The organism is Microbulbifer marinus (assembly GCF_900107725.1).
Taxonomy (GTDB): domain Bacteria; phylum Pseudomonadota; class Gammaproteobacteria; order Pseudomonadales; family Cellvibrionaceae; genus Microbulbifer; species Microbulbifer marinus.
In genome coordinates this window covers 732,147-750,478 of record NZ_FNQO01000002.1, presented here as the reverse complement: position 1 = coordinate 750,478, position 18,332 = coordinate 732,147, and the positions used below count along the sequence as shown (strand labels likewise).

General features: G+C 56.5%; 10 protein-coding genes. 2 read left to right on the top strand and 8 right to left on the bottom strand.

Annotation, left to right across the window (positions count from 1 at the left end):
* Positions 1-52: 52 nt before the first annotated feature.
* From BLW36_RS11245 to BLW36_RS11215, 8 genes are all read right to left on the bottom strand, one after another.
* Positions 53-1,330 (bottom strand): HNH endonuclease, encoded by a 1,278-nt coding sequence (locus BLW36_RS11245; RefSeq protein WP_139304869.1) that lies wholly within the window; start codon positions 1,328-1,330, stop codon positions 53-55.
* Positions 1,327-2,013 carry an OmpA/MotB family protein gene (locus tag BLW36_RS11240; protein ID WP_091388290.1) on the bottom strand — a complete coding sequence of 229 codons (687 nt, stop codon included), beginning with the start codon at positions 2,011-2,013 and terminating at the stop codon, positions 1,327-1,329. Before BLW36_RS11240 ends, BLW36_RS11245 begins: the two co-directional genes overlap by 4 nt.
* Positions 2,014-2,022: 9 nt before the next feature.
* On the bottom strand, positions 2,023-3,528 hold the full coding sequence (locus tag BLW36_RS11235) for a coiled-coil domain-containing protein (protein WP_091388288.1): 1,506 nt from the start codon (positions 3,526-3,528) through the stop codon (positions 2,023-2,025).
* Between the two features lie 76 nt (positions 3,529-3,604).
* Positions 3,605-8,608: an N-6 DNA methylase gene (locus tag BLW36_RS11230; RefSeq protein WP_091388286.1), complete on the bottom strand. Its 5,004-nt coding sequence runs from the start codon at positions 8,606-8,608 to the stop codon at positions 3,605-3,607.
* A 3-nt stretch (positions 8,609-8,611) separates the two neighbouring features.
* Complete coding sequence (locus BLW36_RS11225; RefSeq protein WP_091388284.1) at positions 8,612-11,515, bottom strand: DEAD/DEAH box helicase; 2,904 nt, start codon at positions 11,513-11,515, stop codon at positions 8,612-8,614.
* A gap of 721 nt (positions 11,516-12,236) precedes the next feature.
* Complete coding sequence (locus BLW36_RS17155; protein ID WP_139304868.1) at positions 12,237-12,527, bottom strand: hypothetical protein; 291 nt, start codon at positions 12,525-12,527, stop codon at positions 12,237-12,239.
* A 69-nt stretch (positions 12,528-12,596) separates the two neighbouring features.
* Positions 12,597-14,396: a DUF885 domain-containing protein gene (locus tag BLW36_RS11220; RefSeq protein ID WP_091388283.1), complete on the bottom strand. Its 1,800-nt coding sequence runs from the start codon at positions 14,394-14,396 to the stop codon at positions 12,597-12,599.
* A 157-nt stretch (positions 14,397-14,553) separates the two neighbouring features.
* Positions 14,554-16,146, bottom strand: coding sequence for an AMP-binding protein (locus BLW36_RS11215; RefSeq protein ID WP_091388281.1), 1,593 nt, complete (start codon positions 16,144-16,146; stop codon positions 14,554-14,556).
* 302 nt (positions 16,147-16,448) lie between these two features.
* Between BLW36_RS11215 and BLW36_RS11210 the strand changes: the two genes are divergently transcribed.
* Both BLW36_RS11210 and BLW36_RS11205 read left to right on the top strand, forming a co-directional pair.
* Positions 16,449-17,447, top strand: coding sequence for a SphA family protein (locus BLW36_RS11210; protein ID WP_139304867.1), 999 nt, complete (start codon positions 16,449-16,451; stop codon positions 17,445-17,447).
* Between the two features lie 87 nt (positions 17,448-17,534).
* Positions 17,535-18,116 carry an LOG family protein gene (locus BLW36_RS11205; RefSeq protein WP_091388277.1) on the top strand — a complete coding sequence of 194 codons (582 nt, stop codon included), beginning with the start codon at positions 17,535-17,537 and terminating at the stop codon, positions 18,114-18,116.
* Positions 18,117-18,332: the final 216 nt, after the last annotated feature.

Sequence of the window (18,332 nt, the reverse complement as noted above, 5' to 3'; positions counted from 1 at the left end):
CTTATTCTTCTACTTCTCGGCCATCTCGCAGACAGCTTAAGCCGTGATTTTCTCAGCTATTCAATCTCTTACGAACCGCCGCGATTGCTTGATCGCCCGTTTTGAATTCATTTAAGAGAAAAACTAACCACTTATTTGCTACCGAATCACTCGATTTCCAGTGATCCGGTGAGTCGCATATTGCTAACTGAGCACCGCGAAAAATCGCCAATGCATCAATCACAATTTCGCCTGTTCCATTAAAAACCGCGCAATCACCGGAAAAGGCTTCCGGGAACTCTTCCTCAAGCGCTGTGAGAATATCTTCACTGTCCTCATGATGTGACTGCCGCTCACGAAGTTCTGCCAGTAGCGCTGCGTCGCCCGCTGTAACTCGCAAATGACCGTGCATTGGTTGCTTCTGATGGCATTCCACACAGAGAACCTGCAAATTTCCGGCGCGATTATCTTTCTTCTGTCCGTTACGGTGATGGACGTGTAATAAGCGCGGGTGCTGGCTGAGGCAAACCTTACATTCGCTGCAAGTCCAACCTGCAGCTTGGCGCATCTGCTGGCTGATTTCGCCCCAACTATCGGGCTCGCCCTTTTTGTCTTCGGGTGTTGGCGTCGGACGAGCTGTATCAATTGGCTGGGGCTCTTTGGCCAAGGGTGATGCTGTTCCTGTCGCCTTTTTTAGTGGTACATGGACAGTCCGTAGCTTGCCTTCTGGTACTGGGGCCTCAGAACCGCCTAATGGAAAGCGTTTGCTATCCGGAGCTCCATACTGGGCATTGAATAGCTGGTCTCTTCCCAACTCACCACCCAGGTACTTCTCAAAGTGGAAACTCGCCGCTAGCTTTCTTTTATTGAAGTCCCACCGACCAATAAGGTTCAGTTCAGTAAGGCAGATGAGGCAAACTCGACGACGGGCAGGCTGCTCCTCGGAAGTTACACCGTACCCAGCCGCATAGACTGGAAAGTAGCCATCGTCGCGAATCAATACGCTGTAGCGATCACCCCTGCCATCTTCCGCCATGGATTTTATGGTGCTACAACGGCGGAGGTGCACCATTTTGCCTTTTTCGAGTTGGCCGCCAAGTACTTCGGGTAAATACCCTCCCTGGTCCTTAATAAACAACAGCACAGGACGGTCGGCAAAAGTCGCACGGCCCTGCGGGTCATGTTCAATGTGCCCCGCCTCAATTTCTATCTGGCCTTTTTTTAGGCGTGGGTCTATTTCTAAGCGACCCAAGGGAACAGAATTTAAATCAAGTGGGCTATGACCATAGGCGAGAGGCTTCAATGCCGCAGCGAGGGCCGACAGATTGAAATCTATGCGCATGCCACTCACTGCCAGCCCCTCAGAATACTAGCAATACGCTCCTCAGCCTTAGTCTTGATACGGAACTCCACTCGCCGTGAGCGCTCGTAGTCAACCTGCCCCTCATCGTTCTCCTGAAGCTGAGCTGATGACATACCCACCGAGCGGGTAAGGCTATGCAGCCAGCCGTACTGGCGCGACTCATCTTGGCGGAAGCAATACTCCATTACTGCACGAGTGCGACTCTGAGACAGGCGCATATTGTTGAAGAATGCATCGGTACTACTGGTATCTTCATTCCACTCCGGACTGGTGTGCCCTTCGATACGGACCTCGTCCAAGTCACCGATATAGTTATCCAATATCGCGAAATACTTGGGGCAGAATTGATCCAGTATCCCCTTAAATGCCGGCTTAAGAGCGGATTTTCCCTGCTCGAACAAGGTTTCCGGGTCATTGAAACGAATAGTGAGACGCTCCCTATCGAACTCTGCATTCCAGTCTTCCAGGTTGCGCTCAAACTGCTGGGATAGCTGTCGAATAATATCGGTTTCAGTCTCCTGCCATGCCACAACTACTTTTTGCACCCGCATCATAAAAGCGATGGCAATAAACAGAAAAATCACCATCAACGCCGCCATCAGGTCCGATACCGTCAGCCAATATTCGCCCGAGGTTTTTCCACTGCGAACAAAGCGATTCCAAGACTGCATAACCGCTCCTTAGGTATCAGGCTGTAGCGTTTGCTGGACCTGAGACATGGTGCCATTAATTTGACTGAGCATAGACTTGTAGTCATGCACAAAGGCACCGCTAACAGCACCAAGTTCATTGGCAAGCGCCTGGATGACACGGCTGACTTCCTGCTGCATGGCGGTATCCCAAGAGTCCCATTGGCCTTGCAGTAAATCTTTTAGCTTGAATTCTGTACGTTCGAACTGAGTGAAGATCTGCTGAACTTGTTCGTTTACCGACCGCTTCAAGTTCTCACCTGTGGACTGCATATCCAGCTTCATATCGTTAGTGACTTCACGGACACCTTTAACTAGTGAGTCACTACTACTGCGTACATCATCGGCGACATCGCCTAGGGATTTACTGATCGCCTGACTACCCTCGCGGGTCGCTTCCTTGAATTCTCCGGCGAACTTCTTACTGGTGGAAGAAAAGTCGTCCAGCATGGTGCGAGAATCCGTAAGCAGATTCTGGTAATGGCCGCTGGCGCGCTCTACCGCCTGCTCGACCGTCTTGATGGCGGACGCGATATGCTCATCGATTACCGGCAGAGCTTCTTCGGCCTTCTCACGCAGTTTGGCAAAGGACCCGAGATTAGCCGTTAATGCCTCCAACTGATCCGCATTGGCTTTCAGAATCGCATCCATCTGGCTCATATGATCAGGAATAGCTCGGGTAGACTGCTCTACTTCTGTCAGAGCCTGAGCCGTTCGCCCTTGTTGCTCAGCCGCTGATTCAAACGCTTCCGTTTGCTTCTCTATCTGTTGTTTGTATTGCTGCTGCCACTCCAGCAAGGCTTTTACCGACTCATCCAAACGCTTGAAGTTCTCTCCAAATTGCTCTGCCAGATTTTCGTTGAAATCGCGGATTACCTGCTCCAGCTGTTCGATAATCGCCTTGGTGCTCTGCTCGGCCAGCTCTTTGATGAAGTTGGCCATATCTTCACGACTTTCATTGTGGTGAAGCTGGCGCTGGGCCAGTAGCTTTTGGCTCTGGTCAGCCAGATCATTGCGGACCTTGGCAAGAATGCTGGAAATAGAGTCTTCCTTATTGCTATTCAGGTTTTCTGCCACCACTTTCATGGTTTGCGTCAGTTCCGCCTGACTATCCAGATGCCCCTGGAACATCTGCTGGAAACGCTCAGGGGTGAATTCTTCTACTGGCGAGCTGGCCAACAATTTCAGCTTTTTGTGTTTAATCCCCAACCCAAGCAAGATGCCGAAAATACTGGTCAGGAATGCGGTCTTCAGCCCTTCCAGTAGAGGGGGGATACTCCCCTGAATATCCTTTACATCGAAATTCGCCAAGCCGAGTGAAATACCTATAAAGGTACCTACAACACCGATGGTCGTCAGAGTGGTAGGGCCATGCTCCAGGGCCTGCTCGTCATTTGCCTGCCAATACCTGATAAATTGCCAGACAAGCAAACCATTAATTAGCCAAAACACCCACTCCGGCTTCAGCTCGGATAAAAACTGGGATATGGACTCCATCAGATTCCCCTCAAAAAAACATCTTTATCGATTGTTGTAATAATTGTTGGGAGCGTATTACGCCCCGCTATTAGGTTTATTGTTTTTCCACTTCCAGACTTTCAGCATTAGCCGTCGATTGATTAGCTTGGCGCTCGCTGAACACCTCCCAGGCGATCCGGTAATCCTCCTCACGGTTGGGTAGATACCAGGGTGACTCATAGGTAATCGTTTTCTCCCGCGGACCGCCGGGCAGAGTGTCATCCATTACAGTTCGATGGATACGGGTGCCGTTGGGCAAGTGCTTAGCGTCCTCCCACCCCAGAGGGCGGACTTCGGTGTGACCATCCAAAAACTCAATGGAGACAGGCGAGTCATTTTTGGCGACTTTGCGCGGCAGGCCCACTCCCAGCAAGCCTTTGCTGGGGGTAAAGACGATGCGGCCATTTTGGTCATAGTAGGTCTCGCGCTCGTACTGGCGCATGACCGGAAACTGGACACGATAAATGGTGAGCAGTTCATCTAGAGTCATACGTAAAGCCATGGCTACCAGCACATCGATTTCTAGAAGCGCTTGGCGGCGCTCGAAGTCACCGCGTAATGCTGAATCACGACTCCATTCTGCGGAAAGATCAGCAAAGAAACTTGAATTAAGCATTGGACTTGAAGTAGTCCAGGAATCTTCACCAGAGACCAAACTAAAACACTGCGACCAAAAATCTTCGAAATGATTTGTAAGAGCCGTCAAACATAGAGCCCTCAAAGAGGCCTCTTTAATCCGCAAAACAGGAAGCGTCTTCAATGTTGATGCGTACAAGTCCGACCTACCTGTTGACTTCAAATAGAAGTCATAAGGTATAGCCAATGTCGGAGTATAAACGCTCAGAAGATCGTAATTGTTATTTGCCACAGTGTTTACTGCAGCGTTGATAGTTGCCACACCAGGTGGAATTATTGAAGTAATGAGTGATCTTTCTAGGCTAAGGCCGATCATCCGACGATTTACTAATCGATAGCACTCTGAAACCCTGCTTTGATTACTTTTTTGAGATCTATTCCAAGAACTTGGAATTTTTGGTGCAAGCGTTTCGTATTCCTTTATATCGCAGGCGGGAATATAGTTAGTGCGAGGAAGGTAGTCAGAAGGCAAGCTCCTCAGATCTATCACATCATAGTCACTATTTTTTGAACAAATAGCACGAGGCGTTTTGTAGAAGGGCAACCCGACAAAAAAATGTGGGCCTGATAATATCCATTGTTGTGAACTTTCGGCGAATTGGGTCTTGCGCAGGATAGACCCATTTTTTTGCGCTTGCGTCTCGTCGAAGTGCACATCAAAAAAGTAAAGCGCATCGACCAAATCTTTTAAACGTAGCGGCTGATTGGCAAACTTTTCCTGTACGGATATCAGTTCCCGAGAATGAATGGCCGGCAAGCGCGCCCGTAGTGGCGACGCCCCAGTATCGTCGTACATCTTTGTAAATGTAATAAGAGCCCGTTGATCCACATGAACCACGCGATGAGCATGAGCCTCAGTATTCCATTTGTTTTGATCATTCTTGATACCTGGAACTGGCCCCGACCCGTCATGTATAAAACAGGCGTCCAGTGTTGCAACAGAATATAAATTAGCAATAGTTAGGAATTCAGCGTTGCTGCTTTTCTGCGAATCATAGATGTTGATGGAAAATTTCGTGTGGTGATGCACTTCTGCAAAGAGCGAAAGCTCGTTAACAAATTGAAAGTGCGCACTTAATCGCGGATAAAGCTGCTCTCGAAAATCGCCACCTTTCGAATCATCATAAACCCCCTCTGGATGCAAAAAACCACTGTTACCCTGCTTATTACCCCAACGCCAAGCTTGGGGCAGGAAGCACTTATATAGATTTGCCTTCTGTCCGCCCAGCTCAGGATAATTCTGATACGCATTGAGGAAGTTTTGCATCCCCTCTGCCTCTTCAAGCTCCCCGTACCAAGCCTGCTCGAGATGCGAATTGCGATCGAACGCTGCTTGGCGCTCGTTGCGCAACTGAGTGGCGCTGAGTTTGTGTAGCACGAAGCGAGGGTTGTAATCACCGAGTACGCCGCCCTCCTGCCACTCCACCTTAAGCCAGGGAGGGTTCCCTAACATCAGGTCGAAACCGCCTCTGAAAGCGAAGACATCGGCAAACGCCAGCTCCCAATGGAAAAAGCTATAGCGCTGCCCCAAGTCATTGGCAAGCTTGAGAGTCTTAAATACCGATTCTCGAAACAGTTTCTCCAGATTCAGTTCGCCCTGGCGATTAGTGACATTCTGCACGGCTTGGGCTTGCGGACGCAGGGTAGGTTGCGGGTCGTCGCCGAATAGAGAACTTTGCGGCGCCTCCAGTCCTGTCGCGGCGGTATTGCGCCCCCCCGCTGCACTATCAAAATCAAGGCCGCTTTGTTCCGGCGCCAATGCGAAAGTGCCGGAGCTGTTGAGAATGGTATTGAGGTCGAACAACCACTTGTCGCGGTCCGGCAGCTGGTCCACCTGATCCAACGGCCAGAACCAGAGGGCACACCAGTAGTCCATGGCCAGCTTGAGGCGACGGTAAGGAGACGCGAGGCGCGCATTGGTATTGAAGATACCTTCCGCGCGAATGCGGTCTTTAGCGGCAGTAGCCGTGTGGTGCTCCTCGCCCTCCTGACCCCAGATAGAGAACTGATCTTCGGTATTGGCGCGATCGCGGGCGAGCATTTTGGTGTGCTCGGCCCAGAGTCTATCCACTGCAGCACTTAAGGTTTGCAGGGTGGCAATTTCGTCATTGTCCAAGGGCTTGAGGAAGTCCTTCTTCCACGCCTTGATCTTGTCGAACGCCTCCGGCTTGAGCTGCTTGGCAACCTTGTCGTTCACCCCCAGCATGCCGGGGTCCGGCAGCAGGAAGTGGTAAATCTCATCTGCCTGCCGGCCGCCTTCGGCCTGATTGTCGCCCAGGGTCTCTGGCTCCAGGCGGCGCGGCACGCGGTTGTACCAGAGATCGTCTTTCGGCTGTTTGCTTAGACTGTGGGCTGGGTACACCTGGCGGCGGGCACCGACCAGGGAGTTACCGGTAAACAGCTGGTAGCCGAACCAGGGCACCTGATGCTCGCCGTTCAATGCGTTAAGCCAAAGGGAAACCTCGGCCAGCTCCACGGCGATCGGGTTTAGGTCCACGCCGAACACATTGTGGTCGGCGATATGCATTTTTACCCGCTGCAGCACAGCGGCGTATTCCTCGTGGGGAATGCGCTGGCCCAGTTCGCGCTGCTTGCGGGTGAGGTAGGCCTCGGCCAGCTGGTTGACGGCCTCATTCAAGAAGGCCGCGCTGCCCATGGCCGGTTCGCACACGGTGAGATTGAGGATCTCGTCTGCCGGCATGTCTTCGTGCAGGCGTTCCTTGAGGGTGTACTTCACCAGGGTCTTGGTGAGGGCTTCTGGAGTGTAGTAACTGGCACTCTTCTGCCGGTCGCGCCCGGCCAGGCGGTAAATAAATTTGCCTTTGGGGTGCACGCGGAGCTTTTTCTTGCCCTCTATTTTGTCGTGTACCCGCTCTTCCTCGCTGAATTCCTCCAGTTGGGCGCGGGTAACGAAGTAGCCGGTCTCCAGATCGTCCGGGTTGATGTTTTTCTTTTTCTCCGCCACCTCGTAGAGATCTTCGCTGGCGAAAAAGCCACGGTAGCTGAGCAGCGCTTCGTACACGGCACCCAACTGGTTAATACCCAGCTGCGCATAGCTCACACGGCCGCGACGGCGCCTGCCCTTCTGCGGGCGGGTCAGGGACATGGAGCAGATGACTTGCTGCAACGTCTCGTTGGTGAAGGTGACGCGGTTTAACAGCGGCGTACGTGCGGGGTCGAACAGGTGGCTATCAAGCCCTTGGAATTGGAAAGTACCGCGTGCGCCGCTGGCAGCCTGCCCCGGCTCCTCATTGGCTCCGCGTAGCTCTGGCTGCATCTGCGGACCACAACCGCGAAAGATCAAGTCGAACATCCGCTGCAGGCTGTGATGGAAGAAGGTGCCATTGCGGCTGTCGTCGCTGGTGAGGCGCACCAGCTCCAGATCCCGTAGTGAATCGAGGCTGTAGCCGCTGCGCCAGACTTCGTTGTTGGCTGGCACATAGCCCAGCTCCGGGCGCGCCTCGATATAAAACAGGAACAGGATGCGGTACATATACCGCAGGCACTCCATAGAGAGCTGTCCAGCATCCAGAGCCTGCTGGCCGCTGAAGATCCCCTTCTTGTCTTCGCGGGCTTGCTCAATCAGCTGTACGGCGGCCTCGTTGCCCAGTAGCTCGATGGCGCTGCGCAGGGCATACTTCAGATCCTCGGAGACGGAGAAGGCGTGCTTGTGGCTGTTCTCATCCAGCGCATCCAGGCGTGATTCGCCTTCGGCGGGGACCAGGCTCTCGCGATGCAGCAGGACGGCGGTGGCCTTGAGGGTGAGGTCGTCGCGGCGGCCGAGGATCTCTTCCCAGTCGAAGCGCAGCATACGGTTCTGCGCCCACTTGTAGCGGTCGACCAGCAGGCACTGGCGATCGCTCAGCAATAGTACCCAGCGGGGCGGCTCCTCCTGGCGGAAGACCTCCTCGTTCAGCAGGCGATACCAGTCGCGGTTTTTCAGCGCATCGAAATGCGGGCCCTCACCGACAAACTGGTCCGGGTGCAGGGTCAGCGACAGCGGATCCTCGCCTTCGTTTTCCGGATCCAGTGCACCCAGCACCCAGAGCTTGCTCTGAGCGCTGCCGGCCACTTCCGCCAGTAATGGCAGCTCTCGGTTGGGTGCCACGGTGACATTGACCGGCTGCCAGGGGATCTCCAGCGCCTGCAGCAACTTCTGGAAAAAAGCGCGCTGCAGCTTGATGCGCGCGCGGACGCTGCGTTCGCGTTTAAGCTTTTGGCGCAGGGCGAAGTAGTCCTGGTGCAGCGCGCGCAGGGCTTTGTGCGGCGCGGTGTAATCGCTGCTTTCCTCTGCTTGGGCGTCCCAGTCACGCACAATGCCGGCGAGATCACCTTTGAATACTTCCGCCAGGTAGTGAGCGCTATAGAAATCGTTTTCGTTGGTCAGGCCGACAAAGGTGGCGGCGGTTTCCTGTACAGCCATGAGTTAGTGCTCTGCTTCGGTATTGGCGGTAATGGCGGCAATGATCTGCAGGTGCGGCACCGCTTCGATACTGATGGTGTCGCGCACCCAGGATTCGTAATCGGCGAAGGCGTGCTTGATTTCCTTCATGCGCTTCTCGCGGCGGGCATTGATGAATACCTCGTCCTGCTTGGAATTTCCAAGTTGCAGCTCCAACTGTTCGACCTGACGGCCGCGCAGGGTCTCCAGCTCCGCCAGGCGCTGCTGGAGCAGCGGTGCCATTTCTTCGGTGTATTGACGCTGACGCACCTGCATCTCAGCGTGCACCGCCGCAATTGCCGGGCGGCGGAGCGCAGCCAGCGCTTCCAGGTCCAGTGGTTCGGCACGGTTAGGACGCTTTTTGGTGAGGTCCAGCTGCTGGAGCCAGGGCACCGCTGCCTCCACATCGGTTACGGCACCATCGCGACAGTGCACGGCGAACCACTCCCAGATGACTGGATGCGCCTTGCGGTTAGGGATCAAAGCGGAGACCAGGAACACGGTCTCGCCTGGTTGCAGCGCGTCTTCCTGCCCGGCATCGAGTGCCAGCAGCGGCGCGCTGTGGCGGGCCACTTCTGCAAGGATGCGCGACTGCAGCCAGTCCACCGCAGGATGTTGCGGCCAGAGGTAGTGCATCTTGGGCCAGGCATCTTCATCCTGACGGCTGCGACGGATCTCCTCCTCGAATCGCGGCTTGTCGGCGGTGAGCGTCAACAGGCCGTCCTTTGGGCGTACTTCTTGCGGCAGGAAGCGGAATCGGTAGTCCAGGTCGTCCGGCGGTGTCAGCGTCAGGCTGCTACTGCCGCTGTTAGCGGTGAAGTCTACGCGGCTGCGTTCGCGGTTTAGGGCCTCCAGCGCCTGAACACAGAAATCGTAGTCGGAGGCGAACAGGCTGTAGCCGTCGACCGTGTGCTGTGGTGCTTCCTCTACGGGAGCGGCCGCACTCTCCGGATTCAGGAATGCCGCTAACAGGTCGTCGCCCTCGTTGCCCTCGGGCTCGGGCTGATAGGCCTGGTCGAAGTCGCCAGCGTCCATACCCTTGGCCATGGCTTCGGCAGTCAGGCGGGTCTCTTCATCGGTGTCGTGCACTTTCATAAAAGTGGCCGGGTCGCCGATGTTTTCGTAGGCCTGCTGGTCCTTTTCTTTGAGGATCTCCAGGATGCGGGTATCGCCGCGCACCTTTTGATTCTGGCTTTCGGTAATGAGGTAGGTAATGAGCGGCGTGTGCTGCTGGCCGTAACGGTCCACCCGACCGTTGCGCTGCTGGAACACCATCAGTGACCAGGGCAGATCGAAGTGAATCAGCCTATGAGACAGGTAGTGGAGGTTGATACCTTCGGAAGCCACATCGGAACAGAGGAGAACCCGCAGGGGCGTCTCGGGTTGGCCGAAAGCCTCCACGATTGATTGCTGTTCGATATCACTCATGCCCCCGTGGAGTTGAGTAATGGCGGCAGGCTTCAGCTTGAGATCCTTTATTAGCTGTTCTTCCAGCCAGCTAAGGGTCTCGATGCGCTCACTAAAGATTACCAGGCGGTCCTCGGCGCTGCGGGGAGACCAACCGTAGTTCTTGTCACGCAGCTGCTGGAGTAGACGCTGGTATTTACCAAAAGCTGCCGGTGTGACGTTGTTTAGCGCTGAGCGCAGGGCTTCAAGTGCACCGATCTCCTCTAGCTCGTCCGCGGTCGGCGGCTCTCTGCGGTTTAACTTACGCAGTCGCTCATCCGTAGACTTGATCGCAGCCGCGGGTGAACTAAACAAGGCTTTCTGCAGGCCGATGCGTACCAGCTGCCCACGCAATTCGCCGCTGTATTCCCCTTTGTGGGTAAAAGGTACCGCCAGAAGGGCATCGTAGGCGCCCTCCTCTTCGGGGCCGGCCTGTACATAGTGATCAAAAACTCGGCGCTCTTTGAATTCCTGCGCCACCTGATCGCGGATATCTTTCTTGAAGCGGCGGATCACCAGACCTTTATCGCGGAAGTCTTCCTTTGCGTAGTCGTCCGGGTCTGAGATTGCTGTCGGATCCAGCATATTCATCAGGCTGGCAAAGGAGCGCGCCTTGCCGTCGTGAGGCGTGGCGGACAGCATGATCAGGGTATCTGAGCGATGAGCCAGCAGCTGTGCCAGCTTCGCGCGCTGGGAGCTGGTCCCGCGCTCGGCCACGTTGTGGGCCTCATCAATCACGATGATGTCCCAGTAGGCTTGTTCCAGATGGCGACGGAACTCGTTGTCCTGCTTGAGGGTGTCGATGGAGATAATCGACTTGTCGTAGTAGTAGAACGGGTTGTGGTTGCCGGGGATGTTATTACGCACCCGCTGTAAGCCTGCGGAGTCCAGCCGGGTGAGCGGGATGGTAAAGCGGTTCCAGAACTCTTTCTGGAACTGAGTCATCATGCTCTTGAGGGTGAGCACCAGGATGCGCTTGCCGCGGCCGCGGCGCATCAGCTCTGTGACCAGGATACCCGCTTCCAGTGTCTTACCCAGGCCAACGGCGTCTGCGATCAAGATGCGTTGTCTCGGCTGCGCTAGTGCCTGCATAGCTGGCTGCAGCTGAAAGGGTACCGGGTCCATAGCGGCCTTGTGGCCGAGGTGGATATGGCCATCGGCAGGAGTGATTTGTCGCAGCTGGGTTTCGATGAACAGCCGGCTTCTTTCGAAGCCGGGGCTCAGATCCTGCTCTAGTTTGGTCTCGGCAGGGTCGAGCAATCGGATATTGTCTCGCTCGAGACTGGTCAAAAACTGAGCTGACTTGCCATTTACTAGCTCTGACAGCCCGTCAACGGTCAAAATATAGCCACCGTCTTCCGCTTGATCAGCCCGACGAACGATCCATTCACAATCGCGGATTTCCACCCTGGCGCCGGGTGCGTAGCGGAGTTCGGATACCATGACCTTACGCTTCCTGAGACTTAGTCAACAAATTTAACCTAGACTATTCGACGCCCCATGATGGGGCAAGAATCTGCTTTCACTTTCGTGCTAATAACGCCCGCCGCACAATTTTTGATCGCTTTCTCCTTTCGTCGACCCGGCACTGTCCGCACCAAGCTAATTGGCCCTAAACCCGCCACAACGGATTTCGAAGACCACGTGGTGTTAACCCTAACCAGATACTCGATTTTAAAATTAGCCAGCGCAGCCGTATGTAAACAAGCCGGCATCCATTTGCGAAAATTTAGCAATCGCTTACCGCCAATCTTTTGATGACAATTCGCTTTAAATAAAGGGGAGCGAAAACTGGAACGTGTTGGCTGTGCCACTTAACTTAAGTGGTCAAATAAGGCTGAAAAAAATTATCTCTTCGTTGGAGTGAAAGCTTTTCCCTTTAATAGACGTTTACGCTCCAAATCAAAAAATCAGCGAGTTTCATCTCGGCGAATTTTTACATTCTTCAGAATTAGGAGTATTTCTAGGACAAAGGAAATCGGCGACGGATAATTACCCCCAACCGCCATTAACAAAGTGAAAAGTATCCGAAATAAAAAATATTGCGAACTGGCGATCAATACCTAAGGGCCAACCAAATGAAGATAATTTGACAGCCCTTGGGAAATGAATTTCCTTTCTATATTGAATATTTAACTTCTCTATGCGACCGTTTCTTGAGCACCTAGCTTAAAAGCGACTTTAACATTCCGAACTTTTCAGAATCTAAAAAAACCCCCTCTTTCAATGCTTCAGAGAATAGCCGGCCCCAACCAGGAGCATCTATATCCGCCGGACGCATAGTTTGCCGTCCATTTTTCCACCACGCCATTCGGATCTCTTCGCAGCCACCTTTTGTAAAAATTCGCTCCAGGCAAATGGAGTTAAACGGCTCTGCCTCCCAAGCCTGAGCAATAACATAGCAATAATCAGTCTCTTTTATTGCTATGGATTTAGCTTCTTCTTCCGTTATCATTTTGATCCTTTAGGTAAATTATTCGCGGCGCCGCGCGTTCGTATCGCAGTAGAATTAAAATCGATAGCCTTACGATTTTTTTGCTTCGGCAACGAACCGCTCCATCTGCTCCTCGAGCATCTCCATCGGCAACGCCCCATTCGCCAACACCGCATCGTGGAACGCACGCAGATCAAACTTATCCCCAAGCTCCTTCTCGGCTTTGGCTCGCAATTCGCGAATCTTGATCTCCCCCATCTTGTAAGACAGCGCCTGCCCCGGCCAGGAGATATAGCGGTCCACTTCGGCGCGCACGTTGGCGTCTGACAGGGAGGTGTTGTTGGAGAGGAAGTCCAGCGCCTGCTGGCGGGTCCAGCCCTGGGAGTGGATGCCGGTGTCGATCACCAGGCGGGCGGCGCGCCACATTTCGTAGCTGAGGCGGCCGAAATTTTCGTAGGGGGTGGTGTAGATATCGTCCATCTCCTTGCCGAGGCGCTCGGAATAGAGCGCCCAGCCCTCGCCGAAGGCGCTGAGGTAGAGGTTGCGGCGGAAGTCGGGGACGTTTTCCAGTTCCTGGCTCAGCGCGCCCTGCAGGTGGTGGCCGGGCACGGCTTCGTGCAGGGTCAGGGCCGGCAGTTCGTACAGCGGGCGCTGGTCCAGTGCGTAGGTGTTCACCCAGTAGGCGCCGCCGCGGGTGCCGCCGATGGCGGCCGGGTTATAGGAGGCGGTGGTGTAGTTGGGGGCTATCTCGTCCGGCACCGGCACCACGCCGTAGGGCAGGCGCGGCAGCTTGCCGAAGAATGCCGGCAGCTGGTAATCGATCTTCTTGGCGATATAGGAGGCTTCCTTGAGCAGGTCCTTCGGCGTTTTGGCGTAGAACTGGGGGTCGGTACGCAGGAACTCGGTGAATTCCTCGAAATTGCCGTCGAAGCCGCTGTCCTCGATCAGTTGGTCCATTTCCGCGCGGATGCGCTTCACTTCACTGAGGCCGATCTTGTGGATCTCGGCCGGGTCCATATCCAGTGTCACGTAGGTCTTGATCGCGTGGCGGTAGTAGTCCTTGCCACCGGGCAGGTCCTCTACGGCGATGGAATCGGGAGCGGCCTGCATATAGTCGCCCTCGAGGAAGTCGGCCACACGGGCGAAGGCGGGGATGGCGCTGGCCTTAATCGCGCGCTGGCCCCGGGCGCGCAGGCGCTGCTGCTCCTTCTCCGAAATGGACTCGGGCATATTCTCGAACGGCTGATAGAGCTTGCTCTGCTTCGGATCCTCCTTCACCTGCGCGCGCACGGTCGGCGCGACACCCTCGACCACGATCTTCGGCTGCACGAAACCATCCTGGATGCCCTTGCGCATATTGGCGATGTTCTCGTCGAAGTAGCGGCCGAAATCCTTGATGCGCGCGATGTAGTCCTCGTAGTCCTGTGCCTTCGTCATCGCCAGGCCGTCGTTGGCCTCCAGCGCATTGGCCCAGAAGCTGTAGAAGGTGTTGAACGGCATGCGGTCGATGAAGAGCTGGTTGCCCTCGACGGAGTTCTGCAGCACCCAGGTGAGCAGCTCGTGGTTGACCCGGTCGGCTTCGCTCAGCTGGTTGGCGTCGATCTGCTCGAGGCGCGCGAGGAATTCCTTCTCGGCGGTCAGGCGCCGCGCGTGGTCTTCCCGGGAGACACCCGGCAGGCGGTCGTTGTAATCCGGCACGCCCATGCGGCCGGCCATGATCGGGTCTTCTTTGAGGCTGTACTGCCAGTGATCGTCGATGACGCTCTGTAGCTGCTCGGTGGCGGTGGCGGCCCAGACCAGCGGGGTCAGCAGCCACAGGAGTGCGATAACGGGGAGTGCAACAGAGCGAAGCGCGATAGGGAACAGAAACGGGTGGGGCCTCGACGCCATCTTGTGTCTCCATGGTCATGGTTTTTATAACCGTCAACCATACCATGGCGGCGCACATTTGCGGCCCTCATCCCGTCGCACGGCGGCTGCGCTTTGTGGGCATAAAAAACGCGGGCCGGGGCCCGCGTTTTTCGATCAACAGAGTGGCTGCTATCCGTCAGGCGGGTTCCGCTGCGGGCACCGGCTGATCGCGCAGCTCGCGCCGCAGGATCTTGCCGACGGTCGATTTCGGCAGTTCCTTGTGCACGATCACATGCTTCGGCACCTTGTAGCCGGTCAGCTCCTGGCGGCAGTACTCGACGATCTCCTGCTCGCTGATGTCGCCCGCCAGCACCAGGTGCGCGACCACGGCTTCGCCGGTTTTGTCGTCCTCGGTGCCGGTGACGGCGGCCTCGATAATCTGCGGGTGGCGGGTCAGCACGTCCTCGACTTCGTTCGGGTACACATTGAAGCCGGACACGATGATCATGTCTTTCAGGCGATCGACGATCTTGATATTGCCGTTGGCCTGCACCATGCCCATGTCGCCGGTGCGGAAGAAGCCGTTGTGCATCACCTTGGCGGTCTCGTCCGGGCGCTGCCAGTAACCCAGCATGACCTGCGGGCCGCTGATTACCAGCTCACCCACTTCGTCCACCGGCAGCGTGTTGCCGTCCTCGTCCCAGGCTTCCACCTTGGTCTGCAGCAGCGGCGAGCCCACGGTGCCGATCTCCTCGGCGTCGAAGGTGTTCAGCGTGGCGACCGGTGAGGTTTCCGAGAGGCCGTAGCCCTCGGTCACCGGGCAGCGGGTGACGGACTGCCACAGCTCGGCCGCGGCGCTGGTCAGCGCGCTGCCGCCGGAGAAGGTCACCTTCAGGCTGGAGAAATCCAGCGCCTGGAAGCCCGGGTGGCGGCACAGGCCGACAAACAGCGTGTTGATGCCGGCGAGGCCGGTGAACTGGAACGGCTCGATGGTTTTGACAAAGCCGTCCAGGTCGCGCGGGTTCGGAATCAGGATATTCATCGCGCCCAGGCTGAACAGCGCCAGCATGTTCACGGTAAACGCGTAGATGTGATACAGCGGCAGCGGGCAGACAAAAATCTCCTCGCCTTCCGCGCAGCGCTGGCTGATGCGGTCGAGCATCTGTGCGGCGTTGGCGAGAATATTTTCGTGGGTCAGCGCTGCGCCCTTGGCGACGCCGGTGGTGCCGCCGGTGTACTGCAGCACGGCGATATCTTCACGGGTGGCGGTCAGCGGCTGCAGTTTCGGCAGCGCGGCGCCCTGCTCCAGCGCGGCGACAAAATCGTGATAGCCGTGGGTTTTTTCTTTGGGCGGCGCGATCAGGTCGGCGGCGCCGGTCACCAGCACGTTTTCGATACCGGTATCGGCTTTGATCTGTTCGAACTTCGGCAGCATGTCAGACAGGATCACCAGCGCGCGGGCACCGGAGTCGCTGAACTGGTGCTGCATTTCCCGCGGCGTGTACAGCGGGTTGGTGTTGACCACCACCAGGCCGGCGCGCAGCGCGGCGTAGGCGGCAATCGGGTATTGGGTGATGTTCGGCAGCTGGATGGCGATGCGATCGCCGGCTTGCAGGCCGCACTCGTACTGCAGCCACTTGGCCAGGCTGCGGGACTTTTCTTCCAGCTCGGCGAAAGTCAGCGTCTGCCCGAGGCAGTGGTAGGCCGGCTTGTCGGAAAACTTGTTGCAGTGGAACTCGATAAACTCCGCGGCGTTGCGGAACTGCGGATATAACTTCTGTTCACTCATTATTATTTTCTTACCTCTCTCACCAAGCGTTGTAGGCGCCGGAAGCGCCGGGGTCATTAGTGCCCGCCACCGGGCACTATTGGCTTTTTGCGTCACGCCTGTATCCGCTTACGGGGAGTACAGAGCGGGCAGTGTCCATTGTGCCGGCAGCTTCATCGAGCAAACTGTCAAATTGTTTACTTTCTTGCACCCTAAAGCTGACCGGTTTACACGAACCGGTCCGTGCATGCCGGAGGCGACAGCTAAACTGAATCTGTACTTCTCCCACGGAATCGGGAGCGACGACGCAGAGGAGGCGCGGAGTGACTGTAAAAGTTTCCCTATCCCGGCCGGCAGGTGCCGGTACTTGCGCGGCTGCAATGGCCGCAGCACTGACCCTGCTGCCGGCGTCGATGCCGGCCAACGCCACCGAGGGCGGCATCGGCTACTACGTGCCGGGCACCATGGCTACGCTGATCGACCGGGCGCCGGTGCAGGCCGGCTGGGTGATCAAACCGCAATACCTGCATTACAGCGGCGATTTCGGTGCCAGCGCCGATACGCCCATTGCCGGCGTGGTGGCGCTGGGGCTGGATGTCGACCTCGATGCCTTTGCGCCCGGTGTCATCTATACGTTCGAACAACCGGTGCTGGGCGCCAAATACAGCCTCGGTGCCTTTCCGTCTTGGGTCGATGTGACGGTTTCCGGTGCGGTCGAGACCAGCCTCGGCAACGTGCGCCGGCGGGATTCCGTCTCGGGGCTGGGGGATACCACGCTGATCCCGGCGCTGATGGCCTGGGTGGACGATTGCTGGCAATACAACTTGCTGGTTGCCGCGCACGCGCCCACTGGCGACTATAAAGTTGGCCGGCTGGCCAACGAGGGGCTCAACTACTGGGCCCTGGACCTGGTCGGCGGCGCGGCCTATTCGAACCTGGCCGCGGGTTTTAATTTCTCGGCCTTTGCCGGTGTCATGTTCAACGAGGAGAATTCGGACACCGACTACCGCAGCGGCCGGCTGTTTCACCTGGATGCCAGCATCCAGCAGATGATCAAGGCCGGCAGCGGTTTCATTACCCTGGGCCTGAACGGCTTCTGGGCGGAGCAGCTGAGCGCGGACCGCAAGCCGGGAATAATCATACCGGGTGACTTCAAGCAGCGCTCGGCGGGAATCGGGCCGGTGGCAGGCTATTTACTGCCGATGGGCAGTGACAACTTCCTGGTGGAACTGAGCTGGTTGCCGGAACTGGATACCGAGAATACGCCCGAGGGTGATTACGTCTGGCTCAAGCTGGTGTACCAGTTCCAACCGGGCAAGTAGCCGCGGTTCGCAGCGGCCCTGTCGCTGCGGAATTATCTGGGGCGGCCAGCGGCGAATGAAAAAAGGGCGATTAAAAATGGGGGAGGAATGAAAAATATCTGTGTCTACTGTGGAGCCAACGCCGGGCGACGTGCTGAATACACGGCAGCGGCCGAGGCACTGGCGGCGGAGCTGGTAGCGCGGGATATCGGCCTGGTCTACGGCGGGGCCAGTATCGGCATTATGGGCGCGGTGGCCGACGCGGTGCTGGCGCGGGGCGGCCGCGCGACGGGAATTATTCCGGAGGCGTTGGCAGTCAAAGAGGTGCCGCACCCGGGCCTGACGAAAATGCACGTGGTGGGCTCGATGCACGAGCGCAAGGCACTGATGGCGGATCTGTCCGATGGTTTTATTGCGCTGCCTGGCGGACTCGGCACCATCGAGGAACTGTTCGAAATTCTCACCTGGTCGCAGCTGGGCTTCCACACCAAACCCTGCGGGCTGTTGAACGTGGAAGGCTATTACCGGCACCTGATCGCCTTTCTCGATCACAGCGTGGCCGAGGAACTGCTGCGCCCGCAGTACCGACACATGTTGCTGGAAGCGGACGATCCGGCGCACCTGCTGCAGCAGATGCAGGACTACCGCGCGCCGGCGATGGACCAGCGTCTCAACCGCGAACAACTCTAGCGGTTGGCCACGCTCAGTGTGACGCTGCGGTTACTCACACATTACCTGGATAGATCTGTGAATAACATCGGAGTATCGGACGCGAGCCGCGTAACTACTGGCCCTGGCGGCGGCGGGTGAAAATGCAACAATAGCCGCATGGCCTGTGCGGGCGGCAGACGGGAATACCGAACAGGGTGCGAAGGAAACAATAAAAAAGGCCACCTACTGGTGGCC